Source organism: Sulfidibacter corallicola, assembly GCF_017498545.1.
Classification (GTDB): Bacteria; Acidobacteriota; Holophagae; order Acanthopleuribacterales; family Acanthopleuribacteraceae; genus Sulfidibacter; species Sulfidibacter corallicola.
Window position 1 is genome coordinate 5,444,180 of the sequence record NZ_CP071793.1, and the last position, 21,060, is coordinate 5,465,239.

Below are 21,060 nucleotides of genomic sequence, written 5' to 3' on the forward strand. Positions count from 1 at the left end.
TCGGAGCGGATGCCCGGATTGAAACCCGTGACGTCAATCTCGCGACTGGGTTCCGCTCTTCGGATCGGGTTCGGCCGTTTGTCGGTGGTGTTCCAGGTGGGCGAGATTGCGTTTGATGCCCGCCATTTTGGTGCGTTTGACCGGCGAACGCCGAAAAGTGGCGCTGAACCGCTCCTGTTCCATCTCGGCCAGATCCTCCGGTGTGAGTTCTTCGTAGGTGGGGCGCGGCAGGAAGGCCTCGATCAGCGAGGGCCCGCTGAATTTCCGTGCCCAGGGACATACCTCCTGGCAAATGTCGCAACCGAAGATCCAGTCGTCGAAGCCGGGTGCGTCCTCGAAGGGTCCGCGATGTTCGATGTTCAGGTAGCTGATGCACTTGCGCGAATCCACCATGCCTTCACCGACGATCGCGTCGGTCGGGCAGGCGTCGATGCAGGCGCGGCAGGAGCCGCAGAAGTCCGTGTGGCGCCGGCCGGTGGGCACGACCAGGTTGGTCACCATCGAGGCCAGGAAGAGATAACTTCCGTGGTGACGGCTGATCAGGCAGCCGTTCTTGCCGATCCAGCCGAGGCCGGCCTCCTGGGCCCAGTAGCGTTCCAGTACCGGGCCGGTATCCACGTAGGGCCGAATGTTGGCGGCGGGGTAGTCGGCGGTCATGCGCGCGACCAGTTCGCGCAGCTTCTTCAGCAGCACGTCGTGGTAGTCGTCGCCGGCGGCGTAGCGGGCCAGTTTCTTGCCCGCCAGATAGACCGGTTCGGGGTGGTAGGGCGTCGTCAGGATGATGATCGAGGCCGCATCCTCCATGATGAGGCGCGGATTCAGCCGTTTTTCCAGGGACCGCGCGTACCAGTGCATGTCGGCGGTGTAGCCCGCCTCGACCCAGTCGGTGACCCGCTTGGCCCGTTTCACGAAATGCACGGGCGCGGCGGCCATTTCGAGGAAGTCCAGCTCGCGGGCCTGTCGCTGCCATGCGCGCCAGTGGTCCCCGCGGACCGCGAGTTCGGCGGTCGAGCCCGGTGGTGTTGGAACTGCCGGTTGGCGCATGTGAGAACCCCTGAGTGTCGTGCGATGCGGTGTCGATCGCGATGCCGCACTCACCGTTGTACCACATTCGGGGACGTCACCCCACTTGGCACTTGCGGTGCTGTGCCCGCTTCTCGGCTCGGCGCCGAAGCACGTAGCCCGAGACGTCCAGGATCATGATGCTGGAAATGAAGAGCGCGGCCAGGATCTCGCGCGGCGTCAGCGAATCGCCGATGACCCAGCCGCCCAGGATGCCGTAGACCACTTCCAACGAAAACATCAACCCCACGATGGGGGCGGCCAGCACCCGCAGGCTCGCGGTATACAGCGCGTAGGCCAAACCCGTGCACAAGAAGCCGAGAATCAGGGCGTATACCCAGCCTTCGGCGTTCACCGGGGCCCAGGGTTCTTCGATCATGAACAGCGTCAGGGGAATCGCGCCCAACATCTGCAGGGCGCTCAGCAGGACCGGCGATTCGTTTTGCACCCAAACCCGGTTGCACAACACGAGCACCGCGAAAATGGCGAACGCGAACACCGAATAGGCGACACCGGCAACCAGATCGGGATGATTCACGCCTCCGCCGCTGCCGAGGATCAGGAACCCCACCGCGCTGAAGCCCATGGCGATCATGGCGCGCCGCGAGAGTCGCTCTTTCAGCACCAGTCGGGCGGCACCCGCCACGAACAACGGTTCGATGCCGATCATGGCGCTGCCCAGCATGACGCCCAGCAGTTCGATCGACCGGAAAAAGGCGAACCAGTGAACGCTCAAGATGAAGCCGAGACCCAAAAACAACAAGCAGATGCGGGCACTGGGAAGACGCTTGCCGGAACTGAACAGCCAGATCAGAACCAGGACCAGGCCACCGATGGTGACGCGATAGGAGGTCGTGTGCCACGGCGCGAATCCGGACACTTCCGCAAAGACGGCGGCCAGGCCCATGAACAGGATGGCGACGTGTGCCGAAAGCAGGGCGCGGGTTTCGCTCACGGGGCACTCGGTCGGCGGGATCGACCCGGTGGGAGCGCCTTGCGGCTTGCCGTTGGGGATCCCGGTCGCATGGTCGGGTCAGATGCTGATGTGGGGCATGGCGCGCAAGATACGCTCCCCCAATAGTTTGAGTGCGGTCAGTGTGTGGCCTGCCGCTTCCTTTGCATCCTCGGCCTCACTGAAAATTTTGGCGGCTTCGCTGGCCGCCACGGAAAGGTAACTGCCCACCGAGTCGGCCTGACGGGCGCGTTCGATGTGCTCGACCAACTTCTCTTCTTCGCCCGTGTGAAGCCACAGGTCGTGGGTAACCGGATCGCCGTAGACCATGATGTTCATGTAGTCTTTGTCGCGGATTTCCAGGAGCGGCGTATTGGTGGCCGAGTTCATGAGCGGTGATTGGACGACCGAATAGCGCTCGTTGTCGTTCCAGATGCGCATTTCCAGGTCCCCCAGGCCGGAGATCGACTGGACGATGCGCTCCAGCTCACCCTTGGGATACAGGGTGCCGTGTCCTTCGGGGCATACCCAGCAGTGGAAGATCTGGTGTTTGACGTGGTTGAGCGGCGTCAAGCATTCGGGACAAAGCTTCACGAATCACCTCCGGAGCCGGGGCCATACCTTTTTGGAGTCGACTAACCATATCAGTGTGGTAGTCGAGTTTCCAGTGATTTGTGTGGGGAGGACCGCCCCCTTGTCGCCATGCGAGCGAGGGACGCGGTGCGTCGAATTTCGGCCTGGGACCGGGAGGGCTCGGCGGCGGAAACCCGTCCCGCGACCTTTTTGGGTGGATCTCGAGGCGGATCGATCGGATTGGTGCTCAGACGCCGGTGGCGACCGGGCGACTGGGGTCGGTGATCCATTCGCTCCACGAACCCACGTACAGTTTGCCGAGCGGGAGCCCGGTGTGGGCCATCGCCAGGAGGTTGTGGGCCGCGGTCACGCCCGAGCCGCAGTAGCAGATGCTCTGGTGCGAGGGCGTGCCGTTCAGGGTGTTCTCCAGGTTGAGTCGGAGCTGGTCCGCCGGCAGGAAGCACTGGCACTCGTCCAGGTTCGTGGCGAACGGGAAGTTCATGGCGCCGGGAATGTGGCCCGCGACGGGATCGATCGGTTCTGCCTCGCCGGCATAGCGGGCCGGGCCACGGGCGTCGAGGATGCGCCAGTCTCCCGATTCGATGGCCCTGCGGACATCTTCCACGTCGGCGATCAGCTCGGATTGCGGGGTGCCGGTGAAATTGCCCAGCGGTGGTTTGGGTTCTTCGCCGGTACTGATGGGACGGCCTTCCGCCAGCCAGCGTTGCCAGCCGCCGTCCAGCACCGAAACCGTTTCGTGGCCGAGCCAGTGCATCAGCCACCAGAGCCGCGCCGCGATGGCACCGCCCACGTCGTCGTAGGCCACGACCCGCGTTTCGCGGTTGATGCCCCAGGCGCGGCAGGTGGCGACGAAGTCCTTGACCTTCGGCAGGGGATGGCGTCCGGTCACGCCGGGAACGATCCGGCCGGAGAGGTCGCGGTCCAGATGGGCGTAGCGTGCGCCGAGGATGTGCTCCGCAAGGTAGTCGTGAAAGCCGCGCTTGGGATGCTGCAGCGAGAACCGGCAGTCGATGAACATCCAATCGCCGTGGAAGTCGTTGGCGACGTCTTCGGGAGTCAAAATCACGTGGTGTGTCATACGCCGGAACCTCCAAACCAGATTCGGCCGGAAAAACGAGGGACCTGATTCACCTGCCGATACCGTTGTGAAGCGTGGGCCAATTCATCCCCGACGGCAACGGGAAAGGGCTTCGCGATGGGATGTGGGATGCGGGTGTAACACGGGTGTAACACGGGTGTAACACGGGGTAACACGAGAAAAACAAATGGAGAGGCTCGACCGTCATCGGCTCGTTGGGGAGCTCGGACGAAGGTGTGGCCATACTGCATTGAATTCCTCGAGAGATTGTCCTTCCTCATATTAAATCACAGCCGCGTGAAAATTCCTCACCTCTTGCTCACAGAAACCTCGGCAACCCCGGTGCCCTCGTGGCCTTTGGGGAGAGGCGGCATGTCGTTTCGGATTTATCCTCGGTCATGGACGCTTCACGTGGGCCAGGTCTTTTCCAACAGGGCCGGCAACACCTCGCCGGCGGGGCCGCGCAGCACGAACGAAACGGCGGAGGAATGCGGGGTCTCGCCCGGATTGACCTCGACCGTCAGGCCGCCTCGGCGCAGGGTTTCGCCGATCAGCGAGGCGGCCGGGAAGACGAGCGAACTGGTGCCCACCGAAAAAAAGATGTCGCATTCGCCCGCGGCCATGGCGGCATGTGCCAGCACACCCGGCGGCAGCATTTCGCCGAACCACACCACATCGGGCCGCAACAGGCTGTGGGTTGCCGGACAGCGCGGCGGGACCTCGCCGTCGTCGGGCCACTCCTCGACGATTTGGTTGTCGTCGAAACGCTTGGTCCGGAAGATGTTGCCGTGGAGTTCCAGGATGTTCTCGCTGCCCGCTCTCTGGTGGAGCCCGTCCACGTTCTGGGTGACCAGCGTGAGTTTGGGAACCCGCTCGGCGAGGGTGACCAGCGCCCGGTGGCCCGGGTTGGGTTCGGCCCGCGCGACCAGCTCGCGGCGCCAGGCGTACCATTCCCACACCAGCTTCGGATCGCGCTGAAACGCTTCGGGTGTCGCCAGGTCCTCGGGTCGGTAGCGAGCCCAGAGCCCGGTCTGGGCATCGCGAAAGGTGGGAATCCCGCTTTCCGCGCTTATCCCCGCTCCGGTCAGGACCACCACGTGGTTTGCCGCGCGCAGTTTGTCGATCAGGCCGTTCGGGATTTCGAGGGTATCTACCATGCCCGCCTTCTTTTTCGAATGGAATGCCGTTCGCGTTTTTGGATATTGTACCGCGAGTTGCCCGATCCCACATCCGCGATGAACGAGCCCGTGATCCAGGCCTCGATCCGGGCCAGATTTTGGTTCCGTGGTCACCTCAGTCCCTGTAAGATGAGGAAGCGCAAAGCACGATGGGAAGGGCCCATCGCGGAAGGTTCGGCACGAGGTCACGGCGCGTCCTGTCGGGCGCCGACATCCATGGCGGCACGACCGCCCCTCGGTGAATTCGATCCTCGAACGTCACGTGGCCTCGCCGCCGAAACGAGGCAGTTGCATGAGCGCCCAGGGGCGCGGGAAGGGGTGCGGTACGGAACCGCGCCAAATCAGTCTGAGACGGGGGAATCATGGCTGACGTATTGATCACCGGAGCCAACGGTGAAATAGGTCATAGTTTGATCCAATACCTGGCCGAAGAGGGCCGCTATCAAGTGGTGGGTTGCGATCTTCGCGAGCCGAGCGCCGCGCTTTCGCGGTTGTGTTCGCGTTTTTACACCGGCGACATTCTCGATTCGGACCTGATCGCGGAAATCCACGCAAATCATTGTTTCGACAAAGTTTTTCACCTGGCCGGCCTGCTTTCGAGTAGCGGTGAACGCGATCCGTATCTCGCCCACGACGTCAACGTGAACGGATCGATCAACATCATGAAGATGGCTCAGGAAGATGCCAATCGGACCCACAAGCCGGTGGTCTTCGTGTTCACCAGTTCCATCGCGGTCTACGGCCTGCAGCAGGCGGAACGGCCCGAACTGGCGGTACGCGAACACGAACACCTGGCTCCGGCGACCATGTACGGCATCAACAAGCTCTACATCGAGCAACTGGGCCGCTATTTCGGGGTACTCAACAAGCCCATGGAAGAAGCGCGCATGGTCAACCTCGACTTTCGCTGCCTGCGGTTTCCGGGCGTGATCAGTGCCGAGACGGTTCCCTCGGGCGGCACCAGCGATTTCGGGCCCGAGATGCTGCACGCCGCCGCTTCCGGGCAGCGCTACGACTGTTTCGTGAAGCCGGAGACGCGGTTGCCGTTCATGGTGATGCAGGACGCGGTCAAGGCGCTGCTGGATCTGTCGCGGGCCTCGCGCGATCGCCTGACCCAGCAGGTCTACAACGTCAACGCCTTTTCGGTCACCGCGGCCGAGATTCGCGATCAGGTCCTGCGGGCTTTTCCCGGGGCCGATATCGGTTTCGATCCGACGGCCTACCGTCAGGCGATCGTCGACGGCTGGCCGCGCGACGTGGACGACAGCCCGGCCCGCAACGATTGGGGTTGGGAACCGGACTATCCGCTGGAACGCGCCTTCGACGATTTGCTGGTGCCGGCGGTGAAACGCCGGTACGGGTCCTGACGGAGACTGTGGGGTTCGCGACGAGAGGGCCCTGAAACGCGAAAAACCCGGCGTATCGCCGGGTTTTTTTGTCCCTCTTGAACGAACTATGGAAACAGGTTGAGTCTCATAGAGCCGCGTCCGAAACCCCGTTGCGGCGAGACCGCAACGTCGTCACGTTTTCCGGAACGCGTAGGTTATTTATCCTGGCAACCCTCGCCGAGGCAAAGGGATACGCCATAGATAACGGTTTTATTGGTGTTGGGAATACGATAGACAATCTTCGCGCTTGAAGTCAGCGCATCCTGAGGTTGCTCGGCGAAGAAATAGTTGTCGGCTTGAACGGAATCGCATTGGGTGCAGGAACGCGCCTTTTCCTGACGGCTTTCCCGTTCGCCTTTTCGATAGGCAATAAAGGTTTCGGTTTCCCCATGGGCGAGCAACGCCCCCGACGACATGGTATTGGCATATGCCCGGGCGACCTTCTTGTACAGGTCGATCGAGGTGCGAACCACGAACTCGACCTCCACGTTCTTGGCGCCACCGCCGTTGTCGTTTTTCAGGGCTCCTTTCTTGACCAACTCCGCAACTTTTTCATCGATCATTTCCTTGGAAAACTCGTTCACCATGAATTTGACCTTGTCGGGATCCTTGGTGATGAGTCTGCCAACCAGATGCTCATTGCCGTCATCGTCCAACAGCCCCAAAAAGGTGTTGAAGATGACGTCCTGCCCCTCGAGGCTTTTGACATTGGCATCTTTGATCTTCATCATGCCGGACCCATCAACGGTAATGATGAGGTCGGCAACCGCCGCATCAACTTTCTCATCGAAGTAGGCGCTTTGGGCAGCCGCAAACATAGAGCAGCAAAATAGGGATACCAAAAGCACAAATCTCAAGAACGGCCTCCGGAGATATGATTGCGTCCGTTATGCGGGGGACAGGTCGACTATATTTTCAAAACCCTTGCAGGTCAACACCTAATCCATAGCCACGCGGTCGATCGAAGCGTCGTTTCCCGTTTGATTTTCGGGGTTTGCGATCTTCCGGCTCGGGGGGTCCGGACCCTGCCGGGGCGCTCGGTATCGGCCCTGCGCAAATCTTTCCGCGATGGCTCCCGATTGTCGTCCGCCATGGCCCGACCGAACGGGTGTGTCAATCTAACCGCTTTTGCCCGAGCCACTTGGGGTGGCGTTTCGATCTGGTGGCCGACCACGGTTTCTCTTGACAATTGTATAAAATTCACTATTGTAAGAGCATTCTTTTAGCCCCTTTCACATTCAGTCCAAATTTCTGATCTACATCCATTATTCCTGTCGAATGCATTCACTTGATGATCCTCAAGGGCTGCCTTGTGCAGTTCGACGACCGTCCCGGCAGATTCGATCCGTACCGCGTTCATTTTCTGCACCTATATCCGTGCATTCATGCTCAGGACGGATTCCGCAGGCCTCGGTCTGCTTCTCTATTGGATCCAAAGCCCAACATGCTAAGCACTTTCATAAGGAGACATTAATGCGACTGCGAGTCATATCTCTATGGGCCGTCGTGTTTCTGTGGGTATCGCCGCTGCTTCTGGCGCAAAACCTATCCGTGACCGGCACGGTCACGGATGGGGCTACCGGTGATCCCCTACCCGGCGCGACGATCGTCGCGGTGGGCACGACCTACTCGACCGTCAGCGATGGAGAGGGAAAATTCGCGTTGACGGTTCCCAGTTCCAACGAGGCAACCATTCGCGTAACCTTCGTGGGATATCAAAATTTCGAACAGCAAATCAGTGGCCCCGCGGCCAACCTGGACGTCCAACTCAAGGCGGAAGCGCTCAACCTGTCTGAGGAAATGGTCGTCACCGGTTTTGCGACCTCGGTCAAACGGGCCAACCTTGCCAACTCGGTAGCCACGATTTCACAAGAGGAAATCTCCCGGGTGCCGGTCCAAACCGTGGACGGAGCCCTCAGCGGCAAGTTCACCGGGGTGACCGTACGCGAGAACTCCGGCGCTCCCGGCGGCGGTATCTCGGTCAAACTGCGCGGGGTTTCCACCATCAACGGTTCCAGCCAACCACTGTACGTCGTCGACGGGGTGATCGTCAGCAACATGGCGATCCAATCCGGAACCAACTTCGTTTCCGAGGCGGCATCCGCAGGCAGTAGCACGCCCCAGGACAACCCCACCAACCGCATCGCCGACCTGAACCCCGAAGACATCGAGTCGATCGAGGTCCTGAAGGGGCCCAGTGCCGCGGCGATCTACGGTTCGAAAGCGTCCAACGGCGTTATCCTGATCACCACCAAGCGCGGCCGTGCCGGGGAAACCCGCTACAACTTCAGCGCGAAGTTCGGTCAGCGTTCGATTTCCAACAAGCTGGGACAGCGGGTGTACACGCGCGACACCGCGTATTCGCTGGGCCAGGCCCAGGGCGAGTTTTTCGATTCCGTGGCCCGTGCCGACGGCACCTACGAGTTGATCGATTACGAAGAGGAAATGTACGGCAACGACGGGGCCATACAGGAGTACAACTTCAGCACCAGCGGTGGTGGCGACAAGACCACGTTTTTCATTTCGGGTTCGTCACTCGACGACGAAGGCATCATCGAACGCACCGGATATCGCAAGAACGGTTTCCGCGTCAACCTCGACCATCGTTTTTCGCCGACCCTGCGCGTCAGTGCCAGCACCAACTTCGTGAAGTCCACCTCCGATCGCGGCTTGACCAATAACGAGAACCGCGGCGGCGTCACCTTCGGTGTCGCACTTTCTTCCACGCCCAACTTCGTGGACCTGCGCCCCGATGCCGACGGCAACTACCCCAACAACCCGTTCGCGGCTTCCAACCCCTTGGAAACCCGTGACAAGATGCTGAACCGCGAAACGGTGCAGCGCACCGTGGGTTCCTTCAAACTGGATTGGGAGATCCTGTCCACCGCGACCCAGACCTTGGATTTCAGCATCCTCGCGGGTTACGACTTCTTCTCCCAGGAAAACGATTCCCTGTTCACGCCGGACCTTCAGTTCGAAGAGGACAAGAGCAACGGGCTGCCCGGCACCACCGTCCAGAAAACCACCGATGCCGACAACGGCAACCTCTACTTCAACCTGACCCACACCTTCATCGCCAGCTCCGGAACCCTGTTCAAGACGTCCGGCGGTCTTCAATTCGAGGAAACCTCATCCAACGAGCGCCTGATCGTCGGTGAAGGGCTGTTCCCCAACCAGGCCAACTTCGATACGGCCGCCAACATCAGCTTCGTCGAACAACGGCAGCTCGAGCAGCGCGATCGCGGTTTCTTCATTCAGGAAGAGATCACCTTCGGCGACGCGATCTACGTGGTTGCGGGGATTCGCAGCGATTCCAGCAGCAACAACGGCGACGAGGACAAGTTTTACACCTTCCCCAAAGGTGCCGTTTCCGTTCGTCTTTCCGAATACGACTTCTGGGAGGGCGTCAAGGACGTCTTCAACGAATTCAAGGTTCGCGTGGCCTGGGGCCGCACCGGTAACCTGCCTGAATTCGGCAGAAAGTATTCCTCTTTCGAAACGGTCAACATCGATGGTAGCGGTGGTTTGCTGGTCGGCACCACGCGCGGCAACCCCAACATCGAACCGGAAACGTCCACCGAGTTGGAAATCGGCTTCGACGCCGGGATCAAGGACAACATGGCGACCTTCGAGGTCTCCTACTTCAACCAGGACATCGACGACCTGATCATGCTCCAGGAGCTTCCGCCTTCTTCCGGCTTCCAGATCGAGGCCATCAACGGCGGCGCCATGGAAACCGAGGGGATCGAAGCGGCCCTGGCCATCAATCCCATCAACACCGAAGAGATGGAATGGACCGCTCGCTTGAACTACTACACCTTCGAATCGACCATCACGCGCTTGGACGTGCCGGCCTTTACGGTTGCCGGTGGCGGCTTCGCACCGGTATTGGGTGAATTCTTCATCGAAGAGGGCGAATCGGCGACCCAGATCAAAGGCATCGAAAACGGCGAGTTCATCAAGCTTGGCGACGAAACGCCGGACTTCCAGTTGTCCTGGGACAACTACTTCAAATACCGGGAATGGTCGTTGAGCTGGCTGCTCGACTGGAAAGAGGGCGGCGATGCCATCAACCTGACCTTCCTTCTCTCCGACGGTGCCGGCACCACCCACGATCTCGACACCCCCGAGGGGGCTGCCCGGGCCGCTGCGTTCGGCACCACCACCAGCCAGTTGATCGAAGACGCGGGTTACTTCAAGCTTCGCGAGCTGCGTCTGCAATACGAGCTTCCCAGGCAGCGCCTCAAGAGCATGTTCAACGGTCGGGTCTCCAACATTCGCTTGGCCTTGACCGGGCGTAACCTCTGGACCAGTACGGACTACTCGAGTTACGACCCCGAGGTCAGCAACTTCGGCAACCGTTCCATCGGTTCGATCGAGGTCACGCCCTTCCCGTCGTCCAAGTCGTTCTACTTCACCGTTTCCGCGGGCATGTGAGGAGGTTTGATCCATGAACCAGTTCTTGAAACACAGCCGAGACGGGCGTGGCCCGTCGTTCTCTCGGCATGGCCTCCTCCTGTTGATCGCCATGCTGACCCTGTTCTCCTGTAGCGATCAGGATTTCGACGATCCCAACAATCCCAGCATCGAAGGCGATGCGGCCGACGTGAAGAGCATGATCACCGGCATCGAATCGGGGATGCGGGAAGAGCTCGATATCTACCTACAGGTCGTGAGTATCTTCGGTCGCGACGCCTATTACCTGGAAACGGCGGATCCCCGCTACACCCAAGAATTGATCCAGGGACCCATCGACAATGGCGGTTTCCTGGTCACGCGCCCCTGGCGCGAGCGCTACCGCGTGATTCGTACCTGTAACGTTCTGTTCGACAAGCTTCCGACCTTCAATATTACGGAGGCGGAACGAGCCGGTGCCGAGGGCTTCGCCCGTACCGTCCTGGCCTACCAGCTCCTTCTGAACGTCAACTACACCGACACCAATGGACTGATCATCGACGTGGCTGGGGACACGCCCGGTCCGGTGGTTTCCAAGGAAGAGGGCTTCTCGTTCATCGCCAGTCAGTTGGATCAGGCGCTCGGCAGCCTGCAGTCCGCCGGTGACAGCTTTGGCTTTACGCTGTCTTCCGGTTGGGCCGAATACGATACGCCCCCGGCCTTCATGCAGGTCAACCGGGCCTTGAAGGCCCGCTTGGAGGCCTATCGTGGCAACTGGCAGGCCTGCCTGGACGCTCTGGACGGCTCCTTCGTGAGCACCGAGCGATCCCTCAGCAGCGGGGTCTTCCACTCCTACAGCCAGGCACCCGGTGATCTGTTGAACCCCATCTTCGAGAACCAGGCGGCCGGTACCATTCGCTGGCTGGGCCATCCCAGTGTGGAAACCGACGCGGACCCCAACGACGCCCGTTTCCAAAGCAAAATCTTCAAGCGGCCCAACATCATTTCGTTGGACGGCTTGAGTAGCGATTTGGGGATCACGATCGCGGCCAGCAACGTGGCCGACTTCCCGATCATCCGCAACGAAGAGCTGCTTTTGCTGCGGGCCGAAGCCAACATCAACCTGGGCAACCTCGGTGCCGCTCAGGGCGATATCGACTTCATTCGCCAAAGCCACGGCCTGGATTCGGTCGCCCTGACCGACGCCAACGCCATCGACCAACTGCTGTTCGAGCGTCGTTACAGCCTGTATGCCGAGGGCCATCGCTGGATCGACATGCGTCGTTACGGTCGTTTGGGCCAGCTTCCGCTGGACCGCGCCGGTGACACGGTCATCGAGAGAATGCCGATTCCCTCTTCCGAGTGACGGTACGCGTTTGAATCCCCGGGTCGTCGTCTGACGGCGGCCCAAAAAAAGCCGGCTGAACCAGCCGGCTTTTTTGTGTTTGCGCCCCATCCTTATCGGATGTGCTTCGCTCTGCCACCTCCCGAAACGACGAGACGCAAGGGTTTGAAACTGTTCGGCGGGCCGGCTTGCCGGCCGTGGCATACCGCCCGTGGCATACCGGCCCTGGCCAACCTTCTGCGACGACGCCTCTTCCGCAAATGCGGGAACTCCGAGGCCATTGGTTCCTATCCTGAAGTGGAAGCGCGATCCGGCTCGAGACCGGAAATCAGAGCTGGGAGGCCAGGTAGCGAACCAGGTCGTGGCCCAGGCGCTCCTTGTCGCGCGTGCCCAGGTCGTGTTGGACGCCGCCGCGATTCAAGGCGATCAGGCGGTTGCGATCGCCCGCGAAGCCCAGGCCCTCGGCGCTCACGTCGTTGGCGAAGATGAAGTCCAGGTTCTTGCGCGCGATTTTGCGGGCGGCGTGTTCCAGCACCGAGCCGGTTTCGGCCGCGAACCCGACCAGGATCTGGTGATCCGGCTTGCGGCTGCCCAGGGTGGCCAGGATATCGGTGGTGCGCTCCAGGTGCAGACGTCCGTCGAACGATTCCTTCTTGAGCTTGTGCACGGATGGCCGGGGCCGATAATCGGCGACCGCCGCGGCCATGACGATGACGTCCTGTTCCATTTGTCGGCTGAGAACCGCATTCGCCATTTCGGCCGCCGAGCGGACTCCGAACCCTTCGACCATGGCCGGAAGGGGTACTTGAATGGGTCCGTGAATCAGGGTGACCTGGGCGCCGGCATCGCGGAAGGCACGCGCGATGGCGATGCCCATCTTGCCGCTGCTGCGATTGGTCAGGAAGCGGACGGGATCGAGATCTTCGCGAGTGGGCCCGGCGGTGACGAGCACGCGTTTCCCTTCGAATCGGGGGAGGCGCGGCGACAGGACCCAATCCAGGTGATCCAGAATCACGGAAGGCTCGGCCATGCGGCCTGCGCCGACCTCGCCGCAGGCGAGATCGCCCGAATCGCCCAGAACCAGGTGCACGCCGTCCTGACGGAGCTGGTTCATGTTGCGCCGGGTGGCCGGGTGTTCCAGCATACCGGTGTTCATCGCCGGGCAACCCACGGTCTTGCCGCGATGGGCCAGGTAGGTGGTGGTGAGAAAGTTGTCGGCCTGACCGTGGGCCATTTTGGCCATGGTGTTGGCCGTCAATGGGGCGATCAGCAGTAAGTCGACCGAGCGAATCAGGGAAATGTGCTCGATGTTGCCGGTCTCGACCGCGCTCGGGGTGGCGATGCGAACCGGCTGGCCCGTCAGCGTTTCGAAGGTCAAGGGACCCACGAAACGCGCCGCCCATTCGGTCATGATCGGATAGACCGTGATGCCGCGCTGCGTGAGCAGGCGTACCAGCTCCACCGTCTTGTAGGCCGCGATACCGCCGGTTACGCCCAACGCGATGGAGAGCCCTTCGTGTCCACCTTCTTCTGTATGGCCCGTCAACAAAGATCGCCTCTCTGGGCGTCGTCGGCCGAAGTCGATTCGGCGCGATCAGGGCCCGATAGCCATGGCATCAGGCGCTGGCAGCGGCGCTTTTGGCTTCGCCGGGTTTCTGTTGTTCTTTGGGGTGGAAGGTCAGCAGGCCTTCGGAAGCTTCCCGAGTGGCAATGGTCGTGTACTTCAGGGTGTCGGGGTTTTTGATTCTCGGCTTGGCGCCGCGCTGCAATTGAGCCACGCGCTGGCCGGCCAGAACGATCAAACGGTACTTGGAACCAATTTCTTCGGGAATCTTGTGCATGGACGATACTCCAACCGGAAGTCATTTGCCGAGGGCGCGCCTGTTGTTCGGAACCTGTTTGAACCTGCCCAAAACAAAAACCACGAAAAGTGGTGGGCGTCAGCGTCCGCGCCGGCTCGGCGGGATTTTGAGTCAACCCCTCATTTTTGAGTCAACCCCTCATTCTAGCGTCAGGACTTGAACTTTTCAAGGAGCAGGCGTGCGGTCTCCTGGCGTCGGTATACGCGGAACCGGTCGGCCGCAACCAGTGACCGCAGCTCGGTGTAACAGCGTTCCAGGTTGTCGTTGACGATGAGGTAGTCGAACCGTTCCATTTGCGTCATTTCCGAGCGGGCGTTGTTCAGGCGCCGCTGAATCACCTCGGGACTGTCTTCGCCGCGGTTCTCGAGGCGCCGTTGCAGCTCGTCGTAGCTGGGCGGTGCGATGAAGATGGCGATCGCGGAGGGCAGTTGGCGTTTGATTTGGAGCGCACCCTGGACGTCGATGTCGAGCAGGACGTCCAGGCCCTGGGACAACTGCTCCTCGATGTGCGCCTTCGACGTGCCGTAGCAGTTGGCGTGGACCTCGGCCCATTCGAGAAAGGCTTCCTCGTCGATCATGCGTTGGAAATGGTCGCGATCGGTAAAAAAGTAGTGTTTGCCGTCGACCTCACCGGCGCGCGGCGGTCGGGTGGTGTGGCTGACACTGAACACCAGCCGGTCGTCTTCGGCGATCAATCGCTTCAGCAGGGTGGATTTCCCGGCACCCGAGGGGCCGATGACGATGACGATGTTGCCCGAGTACTTGTATGCTTCCAACGTGACCTCTCTCCTCATCCCGCGAGCCTTTCCCTCGGACTCGCGTCTCCATGCCGGACCGCGAGGGACCGGCGATATGTGCTCACTCGATGTTCAGGACCTGCTCGCGCACTTTCTCGTAGGCGGTTTTCAGGCGTACCACGCGATCGGCGATTTCCTTGTGTTTGGCTTTGTTGCCGATCGTGGTCACCTCGCGCATCTGTTCCTGGAGCAGGAATTCGAGCTCCTTGCCCAAGGGTCGCTTGTCGGCTTCGATCAGGCGGTGGGTGGTGTCCAAATGGGCGTAGAGCCGGGTGATCTCCTCGGTGATGTCCAACCGGTCGGCGTAGTAGACCACTTCCTGGCCCAGACGCACGTCGTCCAGGCTGGTGTCTTCCAGCAGGTTGTTCAGTCGTTTCAGGATCTGTTCCCGCAGCTCTTCGGATCGCGTTTCGGTGATTCGCTCCAATTCGGTCACTTCGTTTCTGATGTGCTTCAGCGAATCTCTGAAGAACCCCACCAAATTCTCGCCTTCGCGCTTGCGGCTCCGTTCCAGCTTTTCGACCGCTTCGTTCAGCGTGTTGCGAATGACGTCTTCCAGGTCGGGCGGCAGTCGGAACCCGGTTCGCTGGGTCACGGTCAGGTCCTGCATGCGGGCCAGGGTGTTGATGTCCAGGGTTCCCTCGATCGAGAATTCGGACTGCATCTGCGCCACCAACTGAAGCAACTGGTTCAGGCGCGAGCGATTGAGCGGGGTGGGGGGCAGTGCATCGGGGTCGCGAATTTCCAATTCGCAGAATACGTCGACGCGGCCGCGGAACAAGCGCTTCTTGAGAATGGCCCGCAGCTCCCCTTCCAGGTACATGAAGTCGAAGGGCAACTTCAGGTTGAGATCCAGCCCTTTGTTATTTAGAGACTTGATGCGGAACCCGGCGCGGATGCGATCGTTTTCGAGTGCGGCCTCGCCAAATCCGGTCATGCTAAAGAGCATGGATGCCCTCCTCCTGTAATTGAATCAGCCGGCGGTACACGCCGTGGTTTTTCATCAGGGCCTCGTGATCGCCGCGTTCCACGATCCTGCCTTTGTCCAGCACCAGAATGGTGTCGGCCTTTCGGATGGTGGACAACCGGTGGGCGATGACCAGGGTCGTCTTGGATTTCATCAGCGTGTCCAGTGCCTGTTGCACTTCGCGTTCGGCTTGGGTGTCGAGTGCGGAAGTGGCCTCGTCGAGAATCAGCACGGGTGCGTCTTTCAGGATAGCACGTGCGATGGATAACCGCTGGCGTTGGCCGCCGGAAAGCTGGTTGCCCGACTCACCGATCGTGGTGTCGTACCCATCGGCGAGTTGACCGATGAACTCGTGGGCGTTGGCTTTTTTGGCGGCGTCGATGACGTCTTCCCGGGAGGCGTCCTTCAGGCCGTAGGCGATGTTGTTGTGAACGGTGTCGTCGAAAAGGACCGTATCCTGGCTGACCAGACCGAACAGGCCGCGCAACTCTGCCTTCGGCATTCGGCGGATGTCGAGGCCGTTGATTTCGAGGGCGCCGTCGCTGATGTCGTAGAAACGCGGCAGAAGCTTGACCAGGGTGGACTTGCCGCTGCCCGAGGCACCCACCAGCGCCACCACTTCGCCGTGCCCGACCTCGAGGTCGATGCCGTCCAAGACCCAGGGCTCGTCCGGCTGGTCGCCATAGCGGAACCGCACCTTGCGGAACGCGAGGTTTTCGACCTGGGGATGGCCGGGCATGGACTGGGGATGTTCCGGCTCGCGGATCTCGTTGTCCCACTCCATGACTTCGGCGATGCGGGGCAGGACGCCGACCGCCTGTTGGATGTCGCTGTTGGCGCGAGCCATGCGCTTGATGGGTTGGTAGAGCTGATAGATGACCAGGATGTAGAACAGGAAGTCGCCCTGGCTCATGGTTCCGTTCTGTACCACCAGGCTGCCGTAGCAGACGAAAGAGACGACCACGACCATGCCGATCAGGCCCATGACCGGGGTGGTCACCGCCGTGATGCGCAGTTCGCGCAGGGCGTATTTGAAGAACAGGCTGTTCGTTTGCGCCAATTTGGTCGACTCGAAGGACTCCTTCTGGTAGCCCTTCACGATTTGCATGCCCACCAGCACCTCCTTGAGGTGCGAGGTCAAGGCGCTCAAAAAGCTCTGGGACTTGCGCGAGTATTTGCGGATCTTGCGCGAGAACACGGCGACCGGCAGGCCGACCATCGGCACCAACACGAACAGGGTCAGCGACAGCTTCCAGTTGATGAAGAACGCCAGGAAGAGGAAGACCACCACGTTGGCGGCCTCCTTGATCATTTCGCCGAACTTGACCGAAATCGCCTGCTGGATACGCAGGACGTCGGTGTTGATGCGGGTCAGGATGTCGCCGGTGCTGTACTCCTTGAAGAACCGCATCGACATGGTCATGACCTTGTCGATCATGGCTTGGCGCAGGTCGACCACCACGGTGACCCCCACCTTGCCCATGGTGTAGGTGCCGATGTAGTTGAACAGTGCCTGGCAGCAGAACACCACGATCGCCATCACGGCCCAGGGGATCGGGTTGATCAGCGCATCCGTTCTGGCTTCGCGAATCGCTTCCAGCGGCACGCCGAATTCGTTCAGCCAGTTTTGCAGACCCTGCAGTTTCTCCTTGTAGCCGAACAGCCGATCGGCCTGGCTCTGAACCTGGGTCGCCGAGTCGGTCAGGACGTTGTCCATCAGGGAGGTGATCAACCCGGTCAGGGCCGAATTGAAGACGGCCGCCAGGATCAGGGCGACCAGCGCCATCCCGAACGCGGCTCTGTACGGCTTCAACAGCCGAATCAAATCCTTCACGCTAGGTAATCCTTCACGACTGTGGCGGCGCGCCTGGCCGCTCCGCCGCCGCCAAGTATGTGTTCCAGTCTATCAAATTCGGCGAGGACCCGATCTCGCGTCTCACCCGGTTCGATCAACGCATCCAGGTGGGTCAGGATCGCCTCGGGACAAAAGTCGTCCTGAATCAGCTCCGGGACCACCCGCTTGCCCAGCACGATGTTGACGAGCGCCACGTGCTCCACTTTGACAAGGCGGCTGGCGAGGGCGTAGGAGAGCTGTTTGAGCCGGTAGCCGACGATCATGGGCGTGTGCAGCAGGCCGGTCTCCAGGGTGGCGGTGCCCGAAGCGACGATCGCGGCGTCGGCGTGACGCATCAGGGGTCGCATCAATCCCGGCAACAGGCGGATCGAGGAAGTCAGCGGGCGGTCCAGCTCGGTTTCGACCTGGCCGAGCAGATCTGCGACCAGCGTCCGGTCCAGCGCGGGTGCGATGGGAATCGCGAACTGATAGCGGTCGAGGCGTTGGGCCGCCGCACGGGCCATGACCGGCAACAGGGAGGTCACCTCGCGGGTACGGGAACCGGGTGCCAGGGCCACGAGCGGGCGTTGCGGGTCGAGACCCTGGGACGCGAAGAACTCTTCGCGACTTCCGCCGGTTTTCAGTTCGTCCACCAGCGGATGGCCGACCCAGGTGGTCGGCAGATCCAACTCCGCGTAAATCGCCTTTTCGAACTCGAACAGGACGAGCATGTGGTCCACGAGTCGTGCGATCTTCTTGGCGCGTCCCTTCCGCCAAGCCCAAACCTGGGGCGATACATAGTAGATGATGGGGATGCCGAGCCCGGCGACGGCCTTGGCGAAACGCAGGTTGAAGTCGGGTGCGTCGACCAGGACGATGACGTCCGGGCGCCATTCGCGCAGTTCGGCCACCAGGTGATTGAACATGCCCTTGAGGCGGCGCAGTTGGGAAAGGACTTCGACCAAGCCCATCACGTTGAAATCGCGGACGCCGTAGGTTTGGTGCATGCCCTCGGCCTGCAGGAGATCGCCGCCCACGCCGCGTACGTCCAGGGCCGGTACCATCGTTTTCAGTTCGCGCAAGAGGCGCCCGCCGAGCAGATCGCCACTGGTTTCGGTGGTCACCAGAAACAGTTTTTTGGGTTTGGCGGGTTGTGTCTGGGCTTCTTTCGAGCTTTCCGGTTTCCCGGCCATGTGACTGGGTTGAGAAGTGGTTGCGTTCACGTGAAGCATCCTTGTGATGGCTCGCGGCATGGCTTCGGGCGAGGCCGCCTCCGAAAAAGCCTGCTTATCATGGAACATCCCGAGCGCACATGCAAGCGGATCCGAGGCGATCTCGATGGCCGATGGAATGCCGTATTCGGTTCTGGTACTCGGTTCCTGAAAGCTCGGGGACCCGCTTGCCTGGCGGAAATGAGGGGTACCCCGCGGGGTTCCGTGGCGGTAGATGCGCCGTGCGTGGATGTCCATCGGCCAAAATCGCGCTGGATGGGAATTCAGAATTGCAAAATCCTCGGTTGGCGGGGAGAATGGCAGGGAAATGTCCGGGTATTTTCGGGTGGTTCTTTTGCGGCATCGGAAGGGTCGACCACGGACCCTGTCGCGCACGCGTGTGAACGATTCCACCGGTCCCGGCCACATACGATATCAAGATCCAAGTCTGGCAATGAGAGTGTGAAGGAACGACACCATGAGTGCTTACTTCATTGAACTGGATCAGAACGATCCCGGTTTCGACCCGTTCGTGAATGGAAAATATCTGGCTCGCGAGGCGGAAGCCCTCAACGACATCGCCAACTCCCTGGGCGTGAATACCCTCGACGATTGGTTGAGTGAGGAAGTGGAAGACTATCTGGAAGACGTCGCCGAGATGAACGACCTCGATGACGACGACGACGATGAAGAGTTCGGGGAAGACCAGAGCGACGAAGGCGAAGAAAAGAAGGGGACCTGGTTCGAGGCGGAAGAAGGCATCAACTGGCTTCAAACGCTCGTGGGTCATCTCGAGGAGCACGAGGACGAGCTGAACAACCAGCAGCAGGTAACCGACGAGTTGAACGAATACCTGGAGGTGCTCGAACAGGCCGAGGCCGTCGGTGCCCGTTGGCGTCTGGCATTGGATATCTGATTTTCGAGCCGGTCGCGCACCCTCCGCGCGGCCATAAAAAATGCCGGCCCGAGGGCCGGCATTTCCGAAGCGGTGATCCTGGACGCGCTGCGCTCAGTAGCGGTAGTGCTCCGGCTTGTAGGGGCCATCCGAGGGGATGCCCAGGTAGTCGGCCTGCGACTGGGTGAGCTTGGTGAGCTTGGCACCCAACTGGCCGAGGTGGAGCATCGCCACCTCTTCGTCCAGCTTCTTGGGCAGGACGTGCACGCCCAGAGCGTACTTGTCGGGCTCGGTCCACATAGCGATCTGGGCCAGCACCTGGTTGGAGAAGCTGTTGCTCATCACGAAGGAGGGGTGGCCGGTGGCGCAACCCAGGTTGACCAGGCGACCGCGCGCCAGCACGATGATGGCCTTGCCGTCGGGATAGACGAACTTGTCCACCTGGGGCTTGATGTTGACTTCCACGATGTCTTCGCGGCCTTCCAGGTACGCGATGTCGATCTCGGTGTCGAAGTGGCCGATGTTGCAGACGATGGCGTGATCCTTCATCGCATCCAGGTGCTTGCCGACGATGACGTCGTTGCAGCCGGTGGTGGTGACGAAGATGTCGGCCGTGCCGGCGACCTCTTCCATCGTGACGACCTGGTAGCCTTCCATGCAGGCCTGGAGGGCGCAGATCGGATCGATTTCGGTGACCAGAACGCGTGCGCCGAAGTTGCGCATGGCCTGGGCGCAGCCCTTGCCCACGTCGCCGTAGCCGGCGACCACGACGGTCTTGCCGGCGACCATCACGTCGGTGGCGCGCTTGATGCCGTCGGCCAACGACTCGCGGCAGCCGTAGAGGTTGTCGAACTTGGATTTGGTCACCGAGTCGTTGACGTTGATGGCCGGAACCTTCAGTTCACCGCGTTCGTGCATTTGATAGAGGCGGTGCACGCCGGTGGTGGTCTCTTCGGTGATGCCCTTGATGTTTTTCAGCAGCTCGGGGTGTTTTTGGTGGACCAGGAGGGTCAGGTCGCCGCCGTCGTCCAGGATCATGTTCAGCGGTTGCCCGTCGGGCCAGACCAGCGTCTGTTCGATACACCAGTCGTACTCTTCTTCGGTTTCGCCCTTCCAGGCGAATACCGGGATGCCGGCGGCGGCCATGGCCGCTGCCGCGTGGTCTTGCGTCGAGAAAATGTTGCAAGAAGACCAGCGAATCGAAGCACCCAATTCAACCAGCGTTTCCATGAGCACGGCGGTCTGAACCGTCATGTGGAGGCAACCGGCGATGCGGGCGCCGGTCAAAGGCTTGCTGGCACCGTACTTTTTGCGCAGTGCCATCAGGCCGGGCATTTCCTTTTCGGCGATTTCGATTTCTTTGCGGCCGAATTCGGCCAGAGAGATATCCTTGACTTTGTAGTCCTGGGTGGAAGTACTCATTCCTGCTGCTCCCTTAAATACTTACCGGTAAATTGTCGCGGTCGACCCCGCCTGAGATCGACCCGGTTACGTGATGATCC

17 protein-coding genes are annotated in these 21,060 nt (G+C 60.9%); 4 read left to right on the forward strand and 13 right to left on the reverse strand.

Annotation, left to right across the window (positions count from 1 at the left end):
• Window positions 1-33: 33 nt before the first annotated feature.
• The 5 genes from queG to J3U87_RS16430 form a co-directional block, all read right to left on the reverse strand.
• Complete coding sequence (queG, locus tag J3U87_RS16410) at window positions 34-1,044, reverse strand: tRNA epoxyqueuosine(34) reductase QueG (protein WP_237384137.1); 1,011 nt, start codon at window positions 1,042-1,044, stop codon at window positions 34-36.
• Window positions 1,045-1,120: 76 nt separating this feature from the next.
• Window positions 1,121-2,017: a DMT family transporter gene (locus J3U87_RS16415; protein WP_237384138.1), complete on the reverse strand. Its 897-nt coding sequence runs from the start codon at window positions 2,015-2,017 to the stop codon at window positions 1,121-1,123.
• A gap of 78 nt (window positions 2,018-2,095) precedes the next feature.
• Window positions 2,096-2,608, reverse strand: coding sequence for a TFIIB-type zinc ribbon-containing protein (locus tag J3U87_RS16420; protein ID WP_237384139.1), 513 nt, complete (start codon window positions 2,606-2,608; stop codon window positions 2,096-2,098).
• A gap of 226 nt (window positions 2,609-2,834) precedes the next feature.
• Window positions 2,835-3,686, reverse strand: coding sequence for a sulfurtransferase (locus tag J3U87_RS16425; protein WP_237384140.1), 852 nt, complete (start codon window positions 3,684-3,686; stop codon window positions 2,835-2,837).
• A gap of 407 nt (window positions 3,687-4,093) precedes the next feature.
• A complete protein-coding gene (locus tag J3U87_RS16430; protein ID WP_237384141.1) occupies window positions 4,094-4,843 on the reverse strand; it encodes an SIR2 family NAD-dependent protein deacylase in 750 nt (249 codons plus the stop codon).
• 383 nt (window positions 4,844-5,226) lie between these two features.
• On the opposite strand from J3U87_RS16430, the gene J3U87_RS16435 reads away from it, so the two are divergent.
• On the forward strand, window positions 5,227-6,231 hold the full coding sequence (locus J3U87_RS16435; protein WP_237384142.1) for an NAD-dependent epimerase/dehydratase family protein: 1,005 nt from the start codon (window positions 5,227-5,229) through the stop codon (window positions 6,229-6,231).
• Between the two features lie 176 nt (window positions 6,232-6,407).
• Here J3U87_RS16435 and J3U87_RS16440 read toward each other — a convergent pair whose 3' ends face one another.
• Window positions 6,408-7,109: a hypothetical protein gene (locus J3U87_RS16440; protein ID WP_237384143.1), complete on the reverse strand. Its 702-nt coding sequence runs from the start codon at window positions 7,107-7,109 to the stop codon at window positions 6,408-6,410.
• A gap of 616 nt (window positions 7,110-7,725) precedes the next feature.
• Here J3U87_RS16440 and J3U87_RS16445 point away from each other — a divergent pair.
• Both J3U87_RS16445 and J3U87_RS16450 read left to right on the forward strand, forming a co-directional pair.
• Window positions 7,726-10,689, forward strand: a complete 2,964-nt coding sequence (locus J3U87_RS16445) for a SusC/RagA family TonB-linked outer membrane protein (RefSeq protein ID WP_237384144.1) — start codon at window positions 7,726-7,728, stop codon at window positions 10,687-10,689.
• A gap of 13 nt (window positions 10,690-10,702) precedes the next feature.
• Window positions 10,703-12,013, forward strand: a complete 1,311-nt coding sequence (locus J3U87_RS16450; protein WP_237384145.1) for a RagB/SusD family nutrient uptake outer membrane protein — start codon at window positions 10,703-10,705, stop codon at window positions 12,011-12,013.
• Between the two features lie 307 nt (window positions 12,014-12,320).
• Here J3U87_RS16450 and coaBC read toward each other — a convergent pair whose 3' ends face one another.
• The 6 genes from coaBC to lpxB form a co-directional block, all read right to left on the reverse strand.
• Window positions 12,321-13,538, reverse strand: a complete 1,218-nt coding sequence (gene coaBC, locus J3U87_RS16455) for a bifunctional phosphopantothenoylcysteine decarboxylase/phosphopantothenate--cysteine ligase CoaBC (RefSeq protein WP_237384146.1) — start codon at window positions 13,536-13,538, stop codon at window positions 12,321-12,323.
• 70 nt (window positions 13,539-13,608) lie between these two features.
• On the reverse strand, window positions 13,609-13,833 hold the full coding sequence (rpoZ, locus tag J3U87_RS16460) for a DNA-directed RNA polymerase subunit omega (RefSeq protein ID WP_237384147.1): 225 nt from the start codon (window positions 13,831-13,833) through the stop codon (window positions 13,609-13,611).
• A gap of 170 nt (window positions 13,834-14,003) precedes the next feature.
• Window positions 14,004-14,630 (reverse strand): guanylate kinase, encoded by a 627-nt coding sequence (gene gmk, locus J3U87_RS16465; RefSeq protein ID WP_237384148.1) that lies wholly within the window; start codon window positions 14,628-14,630, stop codon window positions 14,004-14,006.
• 82 nt (window positions 14,631-14,712) lie between these two features.
• Entirely contained in the window at window positions 14,713-15,600 is an 888-nt protein-coding gene (locus tag J3U87_RS16470) for a YicC/YloC family endoribonuclease (protein WP_237384149.1), read from the reverse strand.
• Window positions 15,590-17,452 (reverse strand): ABC transporter ATP-binding protein, encoded by a 1,863-nt coding sequence (locus tag J3U87_RS16475; protein WP_237384150.1) that lies wholly within the window; start codon window positions 17,450-17,452, stop codon window positions 15,590-15,592. Before J3U87_RS16475 ends, J3U87_RS16470 begins: the two co-directional genes overlap by 11 nt.
• Window positions 17,449-18,675, reverse strand: a complete 1,227-nt coding sequence (lpxB, locus tag J3U87_RS16480; protein WP_237384151.1) for a lipid-A-disaccharide synthase — start codon at window positions 18,673-18,675, stop codon at window positions 17,449-17,451. Before lpxB ends, J3U87_RS16475 begins: the two co-directional genes overlap by 4 nt.
• A gap of 466 nt (window positions 18,676-19,141) precedes the next feature.
• Here lpxB and J3U87_RS16485 point away from each other — a divergent pair, with 466 nt between their 5' ends.
• Window positions 19,142-19,579 carry a hypothetical protein gene (locus tag J3U87_RS16485; RefSeq protein ID WP_237384152.1) on the forward strand — a complete coding sequence of 146 codons (438 nt, stop codon included), beginning with the start codon at window positions 19,142-19,144 and terminating at the stop codon, window positions 19,577-19,579.
• A 93-nt stretch (window positions 19,580-19,672) separates the two neighbouring features.
• On the opposite strand, the gene ahcY is transcribed toward J3U87_RS16485, so the two are convergent.
• Window positions 19,673-20,980 carry an adenosylhomocysteinase gene (ahcY, locus tag J3U87_RS16490; protein ID WP_237384153.1) on the reverse strand — a complete coding sequence of 436 codons (1,308 nt, stop codon included), beginning with the start codon at window positions 20,978-20,980 and terminating at the stop codon, window positions 19,673-19,675.
• Between the last annotated feature and the right edge of the window lie 80 nt (window positions 20,981-21,060).

Bases quoted from the DNA above. Each gene is read 5' to 3' on its own strand.
- J3U87_RS16430 (WP_237384141.1), bottom strand. From the start codon at position 4,843: ATGGTAGATACCCTCGAAATCCCGAACGGCCTGATCGACAAACTGCGC.
- ahcY (WP_237384153.1), bottom strand. From the start codon at position 20,980: ATGAGTACTTCCACCCAGGACTACAAAGTCAAGGATATCTCTCTGGCC.
- J3U87_RS16485 (WP_237384152.1), top strand. From the start codon at position 19,142: ATGAGTGCTTACTTCATTGAACTGGATCAGAACGATCCCGGTTTCGAC.
- rpoZ (WP_237384147.1), bottom strand. From the start codon at position 13,833: ATGCACAAGATTCCCGAAGAAATTGGTTCCAAGTACCGTTTGATCGTT.
- J3U87_RS16450 (WP_237384145.1), top strand. From the start codon at position 10,703: ATGAACCAGTTCTTGAAACACAGCCGAGACGGGCGTGGCCCGTCGTTC.
- queG (WP_237384137.1), bottom strand. From the start codon at position 1,044: ATGCGCCAACCGGCAGTTCCAACACCACCGGGCTCGACCGCCGAACTC.
- J3U87_RS16435 (WP_237384142.1), top strand. From the start codon at position 5,227: ATGGCTGACGTATTGATCACCGGAGCCAACGGTGAAATAGGTCATAGT.
- J3U87_RS16470 (WP_237384149.1), bottom strand. From the start codon at position 15,600: ATGCTCTTTAGCATGACCGGATTTGGCGAGGCCGCACTCGAAAACGAT.
- J3U87_RS16425 (WP_237384140.1), bottom strand. From the start codon at position 3,686: ATGACACACCACGTGATTTTGACTCCCGAAGACGTCGCCAACGACTTC.
- J3U87_RS16445 (WP_237384144.1), top strand. From the start codon at position 7,726: ATGCGACTGCGAGTCATATCTCTATGGGCCGTCGTGTTTCTGTGGGTA.